This is a genomic window from Undibacterium sp. Di26W (assembly GCF_049340265.1).
GTDB lineage: Bacteria > Pseudomonadota > Gammaproteobacteria > Burkholderiales > Burkholderiaceae_D > Undibacterium.
Window position 1 is genome coordinate 338,130 of record NZ_JBMPOR010000003.1, and the last position, 17,382, is coordinate 355,511.

Genomic DNA, 17,382 nt, shown 5'->3' on the forward strand with positions numbered 1-17,382 from the left:
TTAGTGAAAAAAATTGGAATTACAGTAAAGGGCTGACACCATTTACGACACCTAGCGGGTGATACAGCGGCAGATAGGCTGCCTTGCGGTCAGCCTGTTTTAAAAAACGGATCAGTAAATTGCCTTTGACTGGCAGCGGTTCACCAGACAGTAAGCCTTGTATGCGACGCACCGCTTCTGGATTGGGGAAACTTGCCAGGTAAGCTTGCAGGATGTTGCGCAGACAGGCCCACAAGTCGAGATAGAGTTCATGATTGCCATTTGCCAGCGTGGCGATGACTTCGCAAATATTGTTCACCAGCAGGCAATAGGCAATGCGCGTCCATCCGGCTTCATCGCTACAACATATTTCCTGGCGTGTATGGGCATCCAGTTGCAGGGGGGGGATCAGCGCATGGGCCTTGGGGGTCAGTCTGGTCAATTCCAGATCCCTGACGATGAAGCGTGCCGGGGTATCGTCGTCAGCCATGCCGATGACGCTGTTTTGCATATGTGGTTCAAAGGCAATACCTTTTTCAAACAGCAGATAAAACACCGGATAAATCGCCAGCCTGGCGTAGGTGCTGAACCATACGTGCATGCCTTGCTTCAACGGCAGGCCATGCCTATGGGCATAGCGCTCTATCAGTGCTGCTACTTGCAGGCGACCAGCCTGGCCATTGCCGAACAGAGATGCACAAATCATGGGCGTGATGCCTTGCGCCATTTGGGGGCTCAGTCCTTCCCGCAGGACCAGGCCAAACCCATCTTCCAGTTCCTTATGCTGTCTGTGATTCTGCTGCTGATCTTCGGGGAAGGCGACACTGATATACGCCTGTTCTTCCAATGCATGAAAGTCTGGAAACAATGCCTGCATTTCTGCTTTGATGGGGCGATACAGGCGGCTGGCAGCCAATGCAGCTGCCAGTTCATGCCTGGCGTTATTGCGTATGCAATTGGTGATACGCAGGTTCAGCGACAGTTTCAAGAAAGCGCTACCGTCTTCAGCCAGCATGGTGCGTATGGATGCTGTCGGATAAAACTGTTTGCCCGCAAGGCCGAGGTCGCGCATGTCGCCTGCCGCGACGGCTGCCCTGATCCGTGGTTGTTGCAAGAGCCAGTCAGCTTGCCAGGGATGCAGAGGGAGGATGACGTGTTCTGCATCGGCCAGTAGGCCGTGCGCAGTCAGTTGCTGCAAGCGTTTTGGCAAGTTCCCGACATCCAGTGTGTCGCTGATGATCCACTTGAGTGGTAACTGGACATAGCGTAATTGCAGTTGTACTCCGTGTTCGGGGGAATATTTCTTTTCTTCTGCAGCGGTCCAGCCGGAACGACTTTTGGGTGTCGGATGAAACGGGTGACCAGTCAGCAAGTGCTGTTCGCTGCGTATGTAGTGCTGCAAGGCTGTGCCTACATGATGCATGCCAACAGGGTTTTGTTGTGCATCCAGCAGATGCTGCATGGTGGCTATACTTTCTTCTATCTGCTGTAACAGGTCTGCATTGTAGGGCGTACCTTCACGTAGAGAAAGGTCGGAAATGATGAGATGTGCAATCTCGTGCCACCCGGCCACTGCCCAGTCTTGCTGGTTGTCTTGCAGATAAATATCCGTGGTGTAGTCATAATTGCCGGTGACTGAAACATGCCGGACACCAACACAGAGGCGGCTTTGCATGCGCGGTAACTGTATGTCCAGCACTTGCCCCTGGTACTGATGTAAGGCCGCAGGCGGCAGTATGGTGTGTGCTATGGCCCTTACTGCCAGATGATGTTCTTGCATGGCGACTTCACGTGCATAGCAGTTCAGCAAGACGTGTGCATGCTGTCGTTGGGCATAATCTTCTGTGCCTGCAGATACGGCACTGTTTTCTGCACTGTTTGCAGCACGCCGCACAGGTGGAAAATGCGATAAATGTGGCAGATGCAGAATCGACAATCTGTCGGGTGATTGGTTTGGTGTGAGCTGGGATAAGCTGGCGTTCATGGATGTTTACTTTCTATCAAAACAGACAGGCTGGCCAACAGGACACAGCCCAACCAGATGGGAGCGGTATAGCCCAATGAAGTAGCCAGACCACTTGCGAAAATTCCTGCCAGAACAGCGCCCCATTTATTCGCGCCCTCCAGTTTGCCAAAATGCTGACCTGCCGTGGCGTGCTTAGTGGTTGCTGCTGCCAGGGCGTTGATGGACAGGTAGGCCCCAGTCATGCCGACACCCATGAGCAGGCGGCCTGCGATAAGCATCGGTAAATGGCTGCCCAGCACCTGTATTAGCAGTCCTGCACAAGTCAGAGCAGAGAAGCGTGCCAGCGCAGTTTGTGCATTGGCAAAGTTCACGTAGCGGCCCAAGGGCCAGGCGAGAAGTAGAAACAGTGCATGTGGCAGACCAAACAAGGCACCTGCCCAGGTCGCAGATATGTCAAGACGCTGCGCCAGATCGATAACGAAATAGGGATAGCTTAATACCGTGCCTATGGTGAACAGTGCCTGGAAACGGTAGAGCTTGCCGGCATCTAATGTAATAGTCGGGATGCCGGGTGCTGCAATGGCGTGGCGGATTTCTGGAGGGCTGATAGTGCCGTACTGTGCCGGCAGAAAATACAGCATCAGACCCGCCACACCTGGAAAAACGGCCAGGTAAAAAAAGATATGCAGCAAATTCTGACCGTTACTGAACAAACCAATGATGGCTGGCCCGGCAAACAAGGCGGCGCGTGCCGAACCCTGCATGACACTCAATAGGCCTGCCAGACGTTTGCCCGGCAGGATGGAAGCCAGAAAGGCATTGGATGCCGCAAAGGTACCACCCAATAAACCTTGTAAAGTCAGGCCAAAGGCAAATTCCCAGGGCGTGCGTGCCAGGCCGGTGACGATGAAACTCAGGCATAGTCCCCAATGTGCCCGTATCAGCGAAGCGCGTATACCTATGCGATCGGCGAGTTTCCCCCATAAAGGGTTGGCGATGGCGGCCGCCAGTGTAGGAAGAGTAAAGTACCACCCCGCCATGGTCAGCGCCTGGCTGGAAAAATTCTGGCTGAGTATATGCGCATAAAAAGGAGGCATGCATAGCGCAGCAAACGCTGCACCAAAATGCCCTAGTACCGTGATGAAAATAGTTTGCCGCATCATCACGCACCCGGATGCTTCAAAAAATCATGCAAGGGATTGGGGACACTGTGAAATTCTTGCTGGCTTGATGCTGACAGGCGCCGTGTTGCCAGGCGTTCTATTTGTATGGTCGGCACAAACAAGTCATACAGTGCAAAACGTTCTGCCAGTTCAGGGACTTGCATTTGGTAGTTGAGCACAGTTTGTGATGCCAGTTGCCAGAAGTTTTTTTCTGAAAACCCGTGATGACGCTCCAGCCTGTGTGCCAGCTCAGATAAATGGATGAACAGCAAGACCTCAAGCAGGTAGTCCCTGGCTTCGCTGATGGCATGTACTGCAAAGCCAGCACTGGCATTCGCCAGATTACGGTGTGCCGGCGCATGACGCAGTGCGCTGATTTGGGTTTCGTTTGTAGTGTGGCCAGCGACATAATGCAATCCTCCTGGCAGGTCACGTATTGCTACCCCGGTGGGCAGGCCATTGTTTACTATCAGCAAGGTGTTTTGTGCATGCGCTTCGAGCAAAACACCATGAGCCACCATCAGGTGCAGAAAGGGTGGCAGCATGGATTGAAGTAAAGCACTGACCCAGGCTTCTGTTCCATGTGTGGCCAGCCAGGGGGCAATTTCCAGTTGCTGTTGGCTGTCAAGTTTGTTCAATGCGGTGCAGGGAAAAACCTGTTCACCGTCGCGCAGTATGGATTCTGGCGACTGACGCCAGATCGCGCCGAGTAATCCATACCTGTCCTTGCGCGAAAATGCCGGTTTCAGCGTTATACCCATGGGCTCGGCAAGTATTGATAGTCTTGCCTTATGCTGCAAATAACTGTCCTGTGCACATAATTGAAGCAGCCATTGCGATATCAATGCGGCATTGTGTACATGGTGATCGGACAGGATACGGTCAGCAGAACTATTGGCTATTGCCAGCGGCAACTTGATATTCAAACGGGGCTTTGTCGCCGTCGAAGCTAATGAACTTAATGAGCGTATCGATTGCTGCGCCAGCCACATTGCTGAGCCAACACCCAAATACAGTAAGCTGCCATCTGCCAGCCAGTCAGCATATTGAATTTGCAGACTGTGCTGCCAATGCCAGGGGTGTGCCGGCAAGAGGTAATAATTGGTGTTGTCACGTCCTTGATCTGTTATTGCCTGCTGCAGGCAAAGCAATTCCTGCGTATCTGATTCAGCCTGTATGAAGCCAGAGTAGTTACAGTCATCCAAGGCATGGATGTCACACAAGTCTTTGGCAATTGCAAGCCAGATCAGGCCGAATGGCTGTGCAAATTCAGGACCATAGCGCTGATGATCTTCCAGGCTAAAACCCATGCGTGAACGGTAGCAGGGGTGATACAAATGACCGTCACCAAGCTGGGCTTCTTGCCACGCATATGGCAATTCTAGTGGGGACGTATAGCTTGTTGTTAGCGAATAAGCCTGTTTGACGGCGGTATGGGTCAACTCGGTGATGAAACGCCGGATTTTATCTTCATCTACTTGCAAATGCCTGAGTAAATTATTGGTCACGACGACGATGTCATGGACGACTTTTTCATTGCGGCTATCCCGTAGCGGGCCAGATAGCGGGCCAAATAGCGGGCCAAATAAGCGCGTACGCCCGAATGCATCTGGCAACTGGGCATTGATTTGATATTCCACTTTGGCTTGTTGTTCATCCAGACCCAGTAAATGAAGTTTGGTGACACCATCGGTGCCATGTTTAACATGGCCGTTGAGGGCACCTTCGAACCAGAACGCTTCTATGAACTGACGCAAAGTCCGTTCCATTGCGGCGGCGTAAAACGCGATATGGCTGTGTTGTCTGCTGAGATTCATCAAATTTTCTTCCGTAACTTTATTCAGGGTGAGTGCGTCCTGTGCGATTGCGGCGAGCAATCGCACCATGCTTGATCACGTGGTATGACGGAAGCTAAAGAGCTGCTGGGGGACGTATCAGCTGTTGATGGAACTTGTTCGTATGCCGGCATCGAAATGTGCGAAAGCACATGGCTTTTTTGCCCGGTATTTGAGACTGGTCGCGGATGGTATGCGTGGTGCTAAGCGTGGTACTAAGCGTGGTACCAAGCGATAGAACGATGGACATGATTTCCCCCAATACAAACTTCATTGGCTTTTCACTGTATCTGCCCACGTCGTGATGCTGGCGAACGTGTGGTGCTGGGGGGGCTGGCGCTTGATGGGGATAGTGAAATTGCAAAAGTGGAATCATTATAAATGAGAATGATTATCGTTTGCAAATATTTTTTACGAGAAATCACATGGAATGGATTTTTATTTATGCGGATGTTTCCGCTTTCATAGCGAAAAGCTAGGGGCCCTGGACTGGAAAAACACGTTCGATTCCTCATTTCCAGGTGCCGTGCAAAATTTTTTAAACTGGTATAAACTATTGCCTAGTCAATGAATATTCTCATCATGGATACTGAAAATCAAATCCCCGAGTTCGATAGCTCACAAGTCGAAGACAGTGTCGGCTATTTGCTGGCCAGGTCGCGCACCATGCTGTCACGCTCCATAGAAGATGCCTTACGCCGGGTAGATATCACCCATGCACAAGGCAGTGTCTTCATGATGCTGGCCACCGGCAAGATTAGTACGGCGGCAGAGCTGGCGCGTGACCTGTTTATCGATTCTGCAGCTATGAAACGCACTCTGGACAAGCTGGAAGCGAAGGGTTACATACAGCGTGTGATTGATGAGAGTGACAAGCGCCTGTTCAAGCTGGAACTGACACCATCCGGCAAGGCAATGGCGGCACAGTTGCCGGCAATTTATGCTGAAGTGCTGGATGTGGGATTTACCGGGTTTGCTGCTGAGGAAATCACTTTTCTGAAGTACCTGCTACGCAAGCTTCTGGCGAATCGTCCCATACTGGAAGCTAAAATGAATAGTTGCTCAGGCAATTAAATAATCATATCAATCTGGAATTCATATTTACATCATGAACAAACCAACTTTTAACTTCCGGGCGGCCAACAAGCTAGTGCGTGCGCTGGCTGCTGCCAGCGCGTTATCCCTGCTTTCTGCCTGCGTCAGTTACCAGGGCATCCAAAGCCAGGTACAACTTAAAACCCTGAATGCAGACAGCGGCGCTTTCCCCGGGCAGGGCGGTAGTGGTAGCTGGCCAGACAACCAATGGGCCAGCAGCATAGGTGGTGCCGATTTGCAAAAGCTGATTGATCAGGCGCTGCAAAATAACCCCAGCCTGCAAGTTGCTGCAGCCCGCCTGCAAGCTGCGAAGGCGATGACTGCCGCAGTTGGTGCCAATGAATTACCGTCAGTGAATGCCAGCTTTGACAGTACCTATCAGCGCTTCACTGAAAAAGGCCTGATACCGCCACCGCTGGCAGGCACTTACCATACCAATAACCAACTGGCCTTGAATGCATCGTATGAATTTGATTTCTGGGGCAAACACAGCGCAGAAATGCGTGCCGCCTTGTCGCAGGAAAAAGTAGCCGACGCCGAAGGCCAGAGTGTACGTCTGATGCTGGGCAATGCCATCGCGCGTAGCTGGTTGCAACTGGCACGGCAATCGTCACAACTCGAATTGAGCAAACAGCAATTGGCGATTCGTGAAAAATTCGACCAACTGACACAGCAACGCGTCAAGGCCGGTCTGGAAACCAAGACTGAAACCCAGCAAAGCCTGATCCAGCTGTCTGGCCTGAAAAACGATATCGCCCAATGGCAGGAAGCCGTTGCCCTGACACGTAACCAGATCGCTGCCTTGCAAGGCATGGGGCCAGAACAGGGGCGTAACATTCCGCTGCCACAGTTTAAACCGGCGGCGGATATGGCCTTGCCCGGTAGCTTGCCGCTGGAATTGCTGGGGCGCCGTCCAGATATTGTGGCTGCGCGCTGGCGGGTGGAAGCCAGTCAGGGTGAAGTGGATGTTGCCAAGACCCAGTTTTACCCGAATATCAATCTGGTCGGCTTTGCCGGTCTATCCAGTCTGGGTTTGAGTAATCTCTTGCAAAGCGGCAGTAGCATCATCGGTGTCGGCCCGGCAATACGACTGCCAATTTTTGAAGGCGGCCGCCTGCGTGCGCAATTAAAGGGCAAGATGGCTGCTTATGATATGGCCGTTGCCACTTATAACCAGAGCCTGACCGATGCCTTGCATGAAGTGGCAGATCAGGTGCAGATACTGCAAGACAGTCAGGCCCAGGCAATTGAGCAGAAAGCTGCCGAGCAGGCTGCCCGTGTCAGCCTGCAACTGGCACAGCAAAGACAGAAAGCCGGCACCGCCAATATGTTGCCGGTATTGGCAGCAGAAAGCGCCGTACTGTCTCAGCAAAAACTGTTACTGGAGTTGGCCATCCGTCATACCGAAAGCCAGATTAACCTGATCAAGGCGCTGGGTGGCGGCTATGACAGCAAGACCAATTTTGCAGCTTTTGCGGCTACCCCCAGAAATGCAAACAGCAATGCAAACACCAACAACACCACTGCAGCAAGCACATCGGAGGCCGCGTTATGAACGCCCCAGCAACAAACAATCAAGATAAAGCTGTTACCACCCAGCCACCAGTCAATGCGGCTCCAGAAAATGGCAAGCGCCGTGGCCTTCTGCTGATCGTCACTTTCATTATTCTTATTGCCGCTATCGCCTACGGTGCATGGTGGTGGCTGGTTGCCCGCAATTTTGAGCATACCGAAGATGCCTATGCCGCTGGCAATGTCGTACAGGTGACATCGCAAGTCACTGGTACCGTGGTGGCGATTCATGCCGATGATACCGAGCTGGTGCAGGTCGGCAAACCGTTGGTGGAACTCGACAAGACCGATGCCAGGGTGGCAGTCGACCAGGCCGAGGCACAACTGGCCCAGACCGTGCGTGAAGTACGCGTGCTGTTTGCCAATAACGGCAGCCTGCAGGCCAATGTCAGCCTGCGCAGCAGCGAAGTCGAAAAAGCCAGGGCGGATCTGGCCCGTCGCCAGCAATTGCTGAGTACAGGTGCGGTCTCTGCCGAAGAACTGGAACATGCACGCAATGCCGTCAAGAGCGCAGAAGCCGCCTTGCAGGCCGCCAGTGAACAACTGACATCCAACCGCACGCTGACAGAAAACACCACGGTTACGCAACATCCGAATGTCTTGCGTGCTGCCGCACGTCTGCGCGAAACCCTGCTGACCCTGAGCCGCACCAGCTTGCCAGCACCGACTACCGGTTATGTTGCCAAGCGTGCGGTACAGGTTGGTCAGCGCATCGCAGCCGGTTCACCATTGCTGTCTGTCGTGCCTTTGAATTCACTGTGGGTCGATGCCAATTTCAAGGAAGTGCAACTGGCGCATATGCGTATAGGCCAGGATGTGGAATTGCATTCTGACGTGTACGGTGGCGATGTCGCTTACCATGGCAAGGTGCTGGGTGTGTCTGCCGGTACCGGTTCTGCCTTTGCTCTGTTGCCGGCGCAAAATGCCAGCGGGAACTGGATCAAGGTCGTGCAGCGCATACCCGTGCGCATTACCCTGGACCCGAAAGAACTGGAAGCGCATCCACTGCGCATAGGTGTATCCATGCAGGTCAAGGTCAATATCTCGCAACAGCAGGGCGCGCCGGTAACGGCTGCGGCACGTACTAGCCCTGCCTATCAGACCGCCGTGTTTGAACAGAATGGCAAAGAGGCGGATCAGCGCATTGCGGACATCATTGCCGCCAATTTGCCAGTCACGAAAGTTACTACCACCAGTAAGGTCAGGTAATGAGTGCGGCACCACGTCCACAGGCACCGCATCCGCCGTTGAAAGGACCGCAACTGGCGATGGGCACGCTGGCCCTGTCACTGGCGGTTTTCATGAATGTGCTGGATTCGTCGATTGCCAATGTGTCGATACCAGCCATCTCCGGTAACCTGGGTGTGTCACCACAACAGGGTACCTGGGTCATTACTTCGTTTGCAGTGGCGAATGCGATTTCCGTACCACTGACAGGTTGGCTGACTACCCACTTCGGCCAGGTCAGGCTGTTCTTGTCATCGATATTGTTGTTCGTGATTTCATCATGGCTGTGCGGCATGGCACCGAATATCGAAATGCTGATTGCTGCCCGTATTTTGCAGGGAGCAGTGGCAGGGCCAATGATCCCCTTGTCGCAGGCATTGCTGCTGGGCAGTTACCCGCCCGCCAAAAGTTCCATGGCCCTGGCGCTATGGGGGATGACGACTCTGGTCGCGCCCATCATGGGGCCTTTGCTGGGTGGCTGGATATCGGACAATTATACGTGGCCATGGATTTTTTATATCAACATCCCGGTGGGGCTGTTTACCGCCTGGGCGACCTGGTCCATTTATCGCAAGCGTGAATCACAGATCAAGAACCTGCCCATCGACAAGGTCGGGCTGTTCCTGCTGGTCATCTGGGTGGGGGCCTTGCAACTGATGCTGGACAAAGGCAAGGAACTGGACTGGTTTAATTCTGGAGAAATCATTTTACTGACCGTGATTGCTGTCATCGGCCTGATTTATTTTGTCATCTGGGAACTTGGGCAGGACCATCCCGTGGTCGATCTGTCGCTGTTCAAGGGACGTAATTTCAGCGCCGGTGTGATCGCCATTTCCATCGGTTACGGCCTGTTTTTCGGTAGCCTGGTCATCATGCCTTTATGGTTGCAGACACAGTTGTCATATACCGCAACCGAGGCTGGCAAGGTCATGGCACCGGTGGGCGTATTTGCGATTTTGCTGTCACCCATCATAGGAAAAATCTTGCCCAAGGTGGATGCGAGGAAAATTGCATCGCTGGCTTTCCTTGGGTTTGCCCTGGTGTTCTTTTTGCGCTCAGGCTTCAACACGGATGTGGATACCTATACCCTGCTGATCCCGACCCTGATACAGGGGGCCGCCATGTCCATGTTCTTTATCCCGCTGACATCGATCATTTTGTCAGGTCAGCCACCGGATAAAATCCCGGCGGCATCCGGCCTGTCGAATTTCGTACGCATCATGTGCGGTGGCATGGGTGCTTCCATCATGACCACCATCTGGGATAGCCGTAGCACCCTGCACCATGCCCAGATGACCGAGCTGACCGGCAGCAGTTACCCGACGTTTGTGCAAAGCATGCAAAACCTGATGCAGCAGGGCATACCAGAACAGGGCGCCTATGCCATCATAGACCGCAGCATCAGCGTGCAGGCCAGTACCATGGCAGCAACAGATATCTTCTGGATGTCAGCTTATATGTTCATTGGCCTGATTGGCCTGGTGTGGCTGACCAAACCGAAGAAATCTGCAGTGCCGGTGGATGCCGGTGGCGCGCATTAACGTGGATGAAGGCTTGATCGCCATGAAGAAAAAAGCCCGGCATATTTTGCCGGGCTTTTTTGTCTTTCACAGATGTTGCAATGCCTGATCAGAACTTGGCATCGAAGCGCACGCCTACGTAACGGAAGGCATCACGGGCCGGGCTCCAGGTGGTGTTGGTGACGGTGATAAGCGGATTAGGGGCTTTGGAACTCCAGTTCCCCAGTCCGGTAAAGCCGGTGTTGGCATAGTGTTTGTTGAACAGGTTATTGATAAAGAAACTCAGCTTGTATTTGCTTTGTTTGTCTTTGATACCAAATCCCAGATTGGTCACGCTATATCCGGCTACTGACAGCGTCGGGTCCTGGTTCAGGTTGGTCAATACTTCGCTTTGGTAGCGGACTGCTGCCGTCACAAAGGCATCAAAAGAATAGTCCTTCAGATGGATATCATATTGCCCGCCCAGATTAGCCTTGATCTTGGGTGCATTTGGCATGCGTCCGCCAGCCAGGTCTTGCACATTCTGTCCGCCATATTGGACTGACTTCAACTGACAGGCTGCATTAAATCCGCCATTCGATGTATCAATGACGTTGTAGCAGGGTGCATTTGGAAATTCGGTAATGCTTGCATCGGTGTAGGCGACACTGCCGTTGATGATGAAATCAGCCGTGACCAGTGCAGAAATATCCATTTCCACGCCACGGGTCTGTACCCCACCCACGCTGTTGAGGCGGGTCACATAAGTGGTCGTGCCGGGCAGATAGCCGCCGGAATTTTGCTGGTAATTCTTGAACTTGCTGTTGAAGGCAGCCAGGTTCACTGTCAGGCGGTTGTTCAGGAAATTGCCTTTCAGGCCCAGCTCGAAGGTGTTTGAAGTTTCCGATTGTACTGGTTGTTGTGCGGCCGTGGCGGCATTCAGGCTGCTGGTCAGGTCATAGGCCAGGCCCTTGTAGCCGGTCGCACCCAGTACATACGCCATCAGGTTTTTATTGAACTGATGTTGCAGACTCAGCTTGCCAGTGGTGGCATTTTCAGTGTTATCCACGCTGGAAAACGCGGCAGTGGGAACGAAAGCGCCAGGTGGCGGCGCGCCGGTCGTAAAATGAAAGCCCGAGGTTTCACGGTTATAACGCAGGCCGGCAAGGACGGTGTAATCCGGCAAAAAGTCCCAGCTTACCTGGCCAAAGATCGCCTTGTTTTCATTATACGTATCGGTGAAATACTGGGTAGGGGTGGTTAAGGCAATGCCGTTATATCCACGGACAAAGTGGCGGTCAATGGCATTCCATCCATACCACAGCCCGGCCACATATTTGACGGACTGGTTTTCAGGTGAAGTCAGGCGCAGTTCCTGGGTTCTGGAAATGACATCGAAGCTGCCGTACTGCACATAACCTTCATTGACGCCAGCTGGCTTGCCATTCGCCAGTGGGTAATACTGCAGGGTGGGAACATCGACAAAATCCTGGTCGCGCGTATCGTTGGCATAATATCGGTCCAGCGATGTGATGGAACTCAGCGTGGCACCATTCGGCATAGCATAGTTGATGCGCAAGCCAAAGCCACGGCTGGTGGATTCTTGCCCGGTCCTGGTGTCATTGCGGATGTCTGTATTGTAAGGCCCGATATTGATGCCTTGTAACAGCGTGGAGGCAGGCAGTTGCGTGAGGTTCGACAGCAGCGCACCCTGCAGTGGCGTTATGCTGGTTGCGACCAGGGCGCAGCAGGTGGTGTTGGAATAGTTGTAGCGTGGTGTGAAATCAAGATCCAGGGTGTCGGTCGGATGCCAGCTCAGTTTCGCCATGAAGGTCTTGCCGCCAGAGCCATTGGTTTTTGTGCCTGTGGTCAGGTTATTGACATTGCCCGCAAAGCGCGTATCGCTGGCAGCAATACGAAAGCCGAATTTTTCTGACAGTTCACCACCGTAGCTACCACCGACCCGCCATTCGCCGTCACTGGTATAAAAGCTACTGACATTACCCGACAGTGGACCAGAAATAGGCTTGGTCGTCACATTCACCGCGCCGGCAATCGCACTTTTCCCAAACAGGGTGCTTTGCGGGCCTTTCAAAATTTCTATCCTGGCGATATCCGTCAAATCCTGGAATGCCTTGACCTGCATGCCCATGGGAATGTCGTCGATGATGACCGCCACATCGGCTTCCACACCTATGCCTATCGAGGTGGTGCCTATGCCGCGCATATTGATGCCGTTGTTGGCGGGCGTGGTGCCATAGGTGATGGTCAGTGCCGGCGACAGATTGATGATGTCGGCAAATTCGCGGACATTATTTCTTTGCAGTACAGCGTCACCCAGCACGGTAATCGCCAACGGTACCTGTTCCAGTTTCTCTATGCGTTTGTTGGCCGATACGATGACTTCTGCCAGCTTTGGCTGTTCGGCTGTGGTACTGGCTGCTTGTTGGGCGGCGGCAGTTTGCATCATGCTCAACAGCGCCAGCGCTACCGCTGAGCTGATAGGCAAGAGTCGGCATGTCTGCCTTGGTTGTGATGGCTTGTTACGCATTTCCTGGTCTCCTGATAAATGTTTTTATTTGTGTTGATAGGTATTTCTGCTTACTGCAATTGAAAATCACTGCGACATCATCAGCGTTGCTGACGCCGAATTTGCACAGGGAATTCCGGTGTGGCTCATCAAATGATCGTGTCAGTGATATTTGATGGACCAGCTAATCGTGATCGGTGTATCAAAACTGAAAGCCTTGCGTTCACAGCTCACCAGGGTCTTCATGGGGCCGTTCGGTGATTTGAAATTTTCTGTATCGAGACTGGCCCTGGCGCTGCAGTGATCCATGCCGGTGACGGTAAATTCGCTGAGATCACCCTTGTTGAAGCGGATGGTATTGCCGCTGACTTCTGGCAATTCCGAGAAACTGGCAAATTCCAGTGACACCTGACGCACGCCCAGCTTTTCTGTCGGCAGATATTGATCTGTTCTGGTGATCATGCCTGCACCCAGGCGATAGCTGGTATTCAGTTGTATGCGTGCATCTGGCACGGGTTTCTGATTGACGGGGCCGATTCTGGTCAGGCCGTCCTGGTGGTAAGTTACTTCATAGGCTTGCGGGGTTTGTGCGGTTTCAGTAGCTTCTGTGTGGTGGATGTTTTTGATGAAGGCTGTCGCGATCAGTTCACTGCCATCATTCATGGTAAATTTGGGTAATAATTGCGGATGTTGATAACCACTGTCGGCGATGCCGGCAAGCAGCAGGTTGGAAAATGGCAAAGGGTAATAAGGACTGTTCCCGTGCTGGCTTGCACCACCGTTCACCATTAGCAAGCTGAACACATGTCCGGCGTCGCGGTAGATGGCGAGCGCCCTGTCATATTCACCACGGGCAAACCAGGTGAACTGGAATGCCGGTTGCGTCTTGTCCAGCCAGGCCGCCAGATCTTGCCTGGGTAATTTGTCCTGGTATCCCATCTGGCGCCATAAATCATTGGCCGAGATCAGTTGGTGCAGCAGCGAGAAATTTTCGCCCAGTATGCGGTGTATGCCACGGTAGTCATCCGTTTTCCGGCCTTGGCCCCACAGGTCGACAGACCTGGTTTTTTTGTCGTACCAGAAATCAACGTATCTGGCGACGATACGGGTGGAATAGGCGTAGGCATATTCTTTTTCTTGCTGGCTCAATATGTCCAGGTAGGCAGATACCGTCAGTATGTCAAGCACGGCGGTTTCGCCATAGGCACCGATGCTGCGTCCAAAACTGAAGCCATCGCCAGATACATTACCCAGGCGGAAGGCAATATCGGTGGCTTTTCTCAGTTTGGTTTTCAGTTCTGGCGTGACTTCCATGCCGGTTTCTATGAAGCGTCCGCAGATTTCTGAAATCAGCAAAATACTGTAGCGGTCAAAGCGGCCCTCACCTTCGGTTTCATCAGAAAAACCATAGGTGCCCGAATGCTGTTCGTAATGATCCAGCAGTTTTTTCAGCAGACGCTGGCTGGCAGTCTCATCTTCCCAACCCAGCAGCATGCGCAGGCGAGCCACACCAAATGCAACGCCGTAGTAATTGGTTGGCAGCTGTATGAGTTTGAAATCGGTTTGTGTAACGAAGCTGCGCCAGTCCAGTTTTTTCTTCAGGGCATCCAGTGTTTTTGTTGGGACTGCCTGTTCCAGTAAGCCATTTTTCTTCAGTTCGTATAGCGCCAGCAAATAGTAATAGATGCCCCAGGTGTGATTGTCCATGCCCACCGTCAGTTCTGCCGATTCCCGGAAATCGCTCAGATAAGGGGCAAGATCTTTGCCTTCATGCTTGGCGTTCAATAACAAATGGCCCAGTCCGGAAGCGATTTTCCCTGGCAGGAATTTATCCTTGCCATTGAAGGCAGGGTGACCATTGAGTGTGGTGTTTTCTTTTTCAGCCAGCAGCTTTTGCGCCAGATAAGCCAGTTGCGGATACAACTCGGATTGCACGATCTTGTCCATGGCAACATTGGCCAGCGGCGGCTCATAGACCACTTTAGCGATATCACTGGCCGCGACCTGTGCGACTGTAGCGAATACGGTGAGCAGCATGCAAATGCGGGGTAAGAAATTCATCAGCTATAACCTGGCAGGTTTGTTCTTGCTTGCGAGAGTGTTAAGCGTATCTGGAGCAAGCTTGAAATTATTTAGGAAAACGTTTAACTAGATAATAGTGAAGAAAAGTACGTGAGTAAAGTGGCTGAATTCATTTTTTTGTATCCGTTGCGGTGAGACAACGGCAAAATATAGATATATCAGGCCCGAGTGACTTTGCGTTAAAAGTTTTAAATGGAAAACGTTTAACGTTGGATTGAAAATGTGTACATGGCGCAGATATGCGCAGAATTACGTCTGGGCAGGGGTGTTTGCGGCTGTGCTTAGTTACGGCGCATGGTGGATGCGCGCACCACCAGTTGCGGTTCTATCACGGTGAGTTCGTTGTCCTGCGCGCCAGCAATGATTTGCATGAGTTTTTCCATGGCGGCGACACCCATGCGTTCGCTTTGCAGATCTACCGAGGTGAGTGCCGGGGTGACAAAGCGCCCATACAGGATGTTGTCTATGCCGGTGACGGAGATGTCATCAGGTAACTGGAAGCCGAGGATTTGTGCTTCTTTCATGAAGCCGAGGGCGATCAGGTCGTTATAGCATATCAGTGCATCCGGGGGGCTGCTGCCCAGCATGATGGATGAGCACAGGCGCTCACCTTCGGCGGCGGTGGCGGCATTGGTGTTGTATTTGATGAGTGGTAACTGGTGTTTGTCCAGGCAATCCTGGACGCCACTCATGCGTTCTTCATCGCGCCTGGATTTTGCAAAGCCTACATAGGCGATATGCTTGTGCCCCAGTGCCACCAGATGCTGTGCCAGCATATAGGTGCCACGCCTGTCATCACTGCCTACCGATGGCAGTTGACGTTCGTGTATGCGGCCAAAGAAAACCAGTGGTTTGTCCATCTGGAATAGCCATTCCAGGTCCTGTTCCGGCAGGCGCGAAAACACGATCATGCCATCGACCTTGCGGCTCAGTGCCTCCAGTAATGGGCGTTCACGGCTGAGGGTTTCATCTGTGTCAACCAGCAGCAGGGTATAGCCCTTTTCCATGGCAACGCGATTGGCGCCTTTGACGATGCTGGTGAAGTGCGGGTTGCTGATGTCCAGTATCGACAGGCCTATGGTCTTGGTCTTGCCGGTGATCATGGACTGTGCCTGCGGGTTGGACTGATAACCTAGCTCTTCAATCACCTTTTTGAGGTTGGCTTCGACGGGGGCGGAGAATTTTTGTGTGCCATTGATGTATTTGGACACGGTTGCGGTCGAAACTTGTGCGGCGGCTGCAACATCGCGTATCGTCGGGAGCTTTTTTTTCATGATTGAGTTAAAGGTTTAACTTTTTTCTTGGTCTGGTCATATGCATTCTAACCTGAATAAGAAAAATCCCTACACACGAATGAAAATAGTATGAATCTCGTGCTGTTTGTAAACTGAAATACAAGATAGGATTCCTGCGAAGTCTTATAAAAAAACAAAATGCGCTTGCATGTACAACATTTTTTAGTATACTTAGTTAATCGTTTAACTTAAAGTTTCTTCCGTTACACCGGTTGATGTAGTACCCCGCAAGCAGGATGCCCCCGCACCCTGTCGCCGCTGCTTTGGCTGCTGCCTGCATGATCACGATTGCCCATTTCAATGTTGAGAAAATACACATGACCACGACAACAGATAACAAGCCTATTAATAGAATCTTGCTGACCGGAGCTGGCGGCGGGTTGGGGAAGGTGCTACGTCAGTCGGTTTCTGACTGGACCCATCACCTGAAGCTAAGTGATATTACCGATCTTGGTGAGGCGCGCGAAGGCGAAGAGATCGTGCAGTGTGATTTGGCCGATGGCGCTGCCGTGATGAAGCTGGTGGAGGGCGTTGATATCGTATTGCATTTTGGCGGTATTTCGGTGGAAGATAAATTTGAACCCATCATGCAGGCCAATATCCTGGGTATGTACAACCTCTACCATGCGGTACATGCCTGCGGCGTCAAACGCGTCATCTATGCAAGTTCCAGTCACGTGGTGGGGTATTACCCGACCACGGAACTGGTGGATGCCGATATGCCTTTGCGCCCTGACGGATTTTATGGTCTCAGCAAATGTTTTGGCGAAGCCCTGTCGCGTTATTACTATGATCGGTTTGGTATAGAAACCGTGTGCCTGCGCATAGGTTCCAGTTTTCCCGCGCCACTGAATCCGCGCATGATGGTGACCTTTCTCAGCTATGCGGATTTGCTGGAACTGATACGCTGTGCCGTCTTTACTCCCAAGGTTGGGCATACCATCAGCTTTGGCAATTCGGACAATGCCAGCCGCTGGTGGGACAACCGTAAAGCATCCCATCTGGGCTACCGCCCGGCAGATAGTTCGACACAATTTACACATCTGTTTGCCGATAACATTGCCTATCCCCCTGCGGATGATGCGACGGCACGGTTTCAGGGCGGCCCTTTCGTGATTGCCGGGCCTCAGTACTAAGTT

The 17,382-nt window shown here is 52.4% G+C and carries 11 protein-coding genes; 5 read left to right on the forward strand and 6 right to left on the reverse strand.

What is annotated here, in order from left to right:
* Positions 1-19: 19 nt before the first annotated feature.
* The 3 genes from ACO0LM_RS05860 to ACO0LM_RS05870 are packed head-to-tail and all read right to left on the reverse strand — an operon-like array spanning position 20 to position 4,925.
* Positions 20-1,963 carry an IucA/IucC family protein gene (locus ACO0LM_RS05860; RefSeq protein WP_423035147.1) on the reverse strand — a complete coding sequence of 648 codons (1,944 nt, stop codon included), beginning with the start codon at positions 1,961-1,963 and terminating at the stop codon, positions 20-22.
* Entirely contained in the window at positions 1,960-3,108 is a 1,149-nt protein-coding gene (locus ACO0LM_RS05865; RefSeq protein ID WP_423035149.1) for an MFS transporter, read from the reverse strand. The genes ACO0LM_RS05860 and ACO0LM_RS05865 overlap by 4 nt, the downstream gene beginning before the upstream one ends.
* Positions 3,108-4,925 carry an IucA/IucC family protein gene (locus ACO0LM_RS05870; RefSeq protein WP_423035151.1) on the reverse strand — a complete coding sequence of 606 codons (1,818 nt, stop codon included), beginning with the start codon at positions 4,923-4,925 and terminating at the stop codon, positions 3,108-3,110. The genes ACO0LM_RS05865 and ACO0LM_RS05870 overlap by 1 nt, the downstream gene beginning before the upstream one ends.
* Before the next feature lie 600 nt (positions 4,926-5,525).
* Here ACO0LM_RS05870 and ACO0LM_RS05875 point away from each other — a divergent pair.
* From ACO0LM_RS05875 to ACO0LM_RS05890, 4 genes are read left to right on the forward strand one after another with little or no spacing between them, the layout of a single operon-like run.
* On the forward strand, positions 5,526-6,017 hold the full coding sequence (locus ACO0LM_RS05875) for a MarR family winged helix-turn-helix transcriptional regulator (protein ID WP_423035153.1): 492 nt from the start codon (positions 5,526-5,528) through the stop codon (positions 6,015-6,017).
* A gap of 34 nt (positions 6,018-6,051) precedes the next feature.
* Complete coding sequence (locus ACO0LM_RS05880) at positions 6,052-7,593, forward strand: efflux transporter outer membrane subunit (RefSeq protein WP_423035155.1); 1,542 nt, start codon at positions 6,052-6,054, stop codon at positions 7,591-7,593.
* Positions 7,590-8,819, forward strand: a complete 1,230-nt coding sequence (locus ACO0LM_RS05885) for an HlyD family efflux transporter periplasmic adaptor subunit (RefSeq protein ID WP_423035157.1) — start codon at positions 7,590-7,592, stop codon at positions 8,817-8,819. Before ACO0LM_RS05880 ends, ACO0LM_RS05885 begins: the two co-directional genes overlap by 4 nt.
* The gene (locus ACO0LM_RS05890; protein WP_423035159.1) at positions 8,819-10,378 is read left to right on the forward strand and encodes a DHA2 family efflux MFS transporter permease subunit; all 1,560 of its coding nucleotides are present in this window, start codon (positions 8,819-8,821) and stop codon (positions 10,376-10,378) included. Before ACO0LM_RS05885 ends, ACO0LM_RS05890 begins: the two co-directional genes overlap by 1 nt.
* 88 nt (positions 10,379-10,466) lie before the next feature.
* Here ACO0LM_RS05890 and ACO0LM_RS05895 read toward each other — a convergent pair whose 3' ends face one another.
* From ACO0LM_RS05895 to ACO0LM_RS05905, 3 genes are all read right to left on the reverse strand, one after another.
* The gene (locus ACO0LM_RS05895; protein ID WP_423035161.1) at positions 10,467-12,845 is read right to left on the reverse strand and encodes a TonB-dependent receptor; all 2,379 of its coding nucleotides are present in this window, start codon (positions 12,843-12,845) and stop codon (positions 10,467-10,469) included.
* Positions 12,846-13,028: 183 nt separating this feature from the next.
* On the reverse strand, positions 13,029-14,927 hold the full coding sequence (locus tag ACO0LM_RS05900) for a hypothetical protein (RefSeq protein ID WP_423035163.1): 1,899 nt from the start codon (positions 14,925-14,927) through the stop codon (positions 13,029-13,031).
* A gap of 302 nt (positions 14,928-15,229) precedes the next feature.
* Positions 15,230-16,222, reverse strand: coding sequence for a LacI family DNA-binding transcriptional regulator (locus ACO0LM_RS05905; RefSeq protein WP_423035165.1), 993 nt, complete (start codon positions 16,220-16,222; stop codon positions 15,230-15,232).
* Positions 16,223-16,560: 338 nt separating this feature from the next.
* Here ACO0LM_RS05905 and ACO0LM_RS05910 point away from each other — a divergent pair, with 338 nt between their 5' ends.
* On the forward strand, positions 16,561-17,379 hold the full coding sequence (locus ACO0LM_RS05910; RefSeq protein ID WP_423035167.1) for an NAD-dependent epimerase/dehydratase family protein: 819 nt from the start codon (positions 16,561-16,563) through the stop codon (positions 17,377-17,379).
* Positions 17,380-17,382 lie beyond the last annotated feature (3 nt).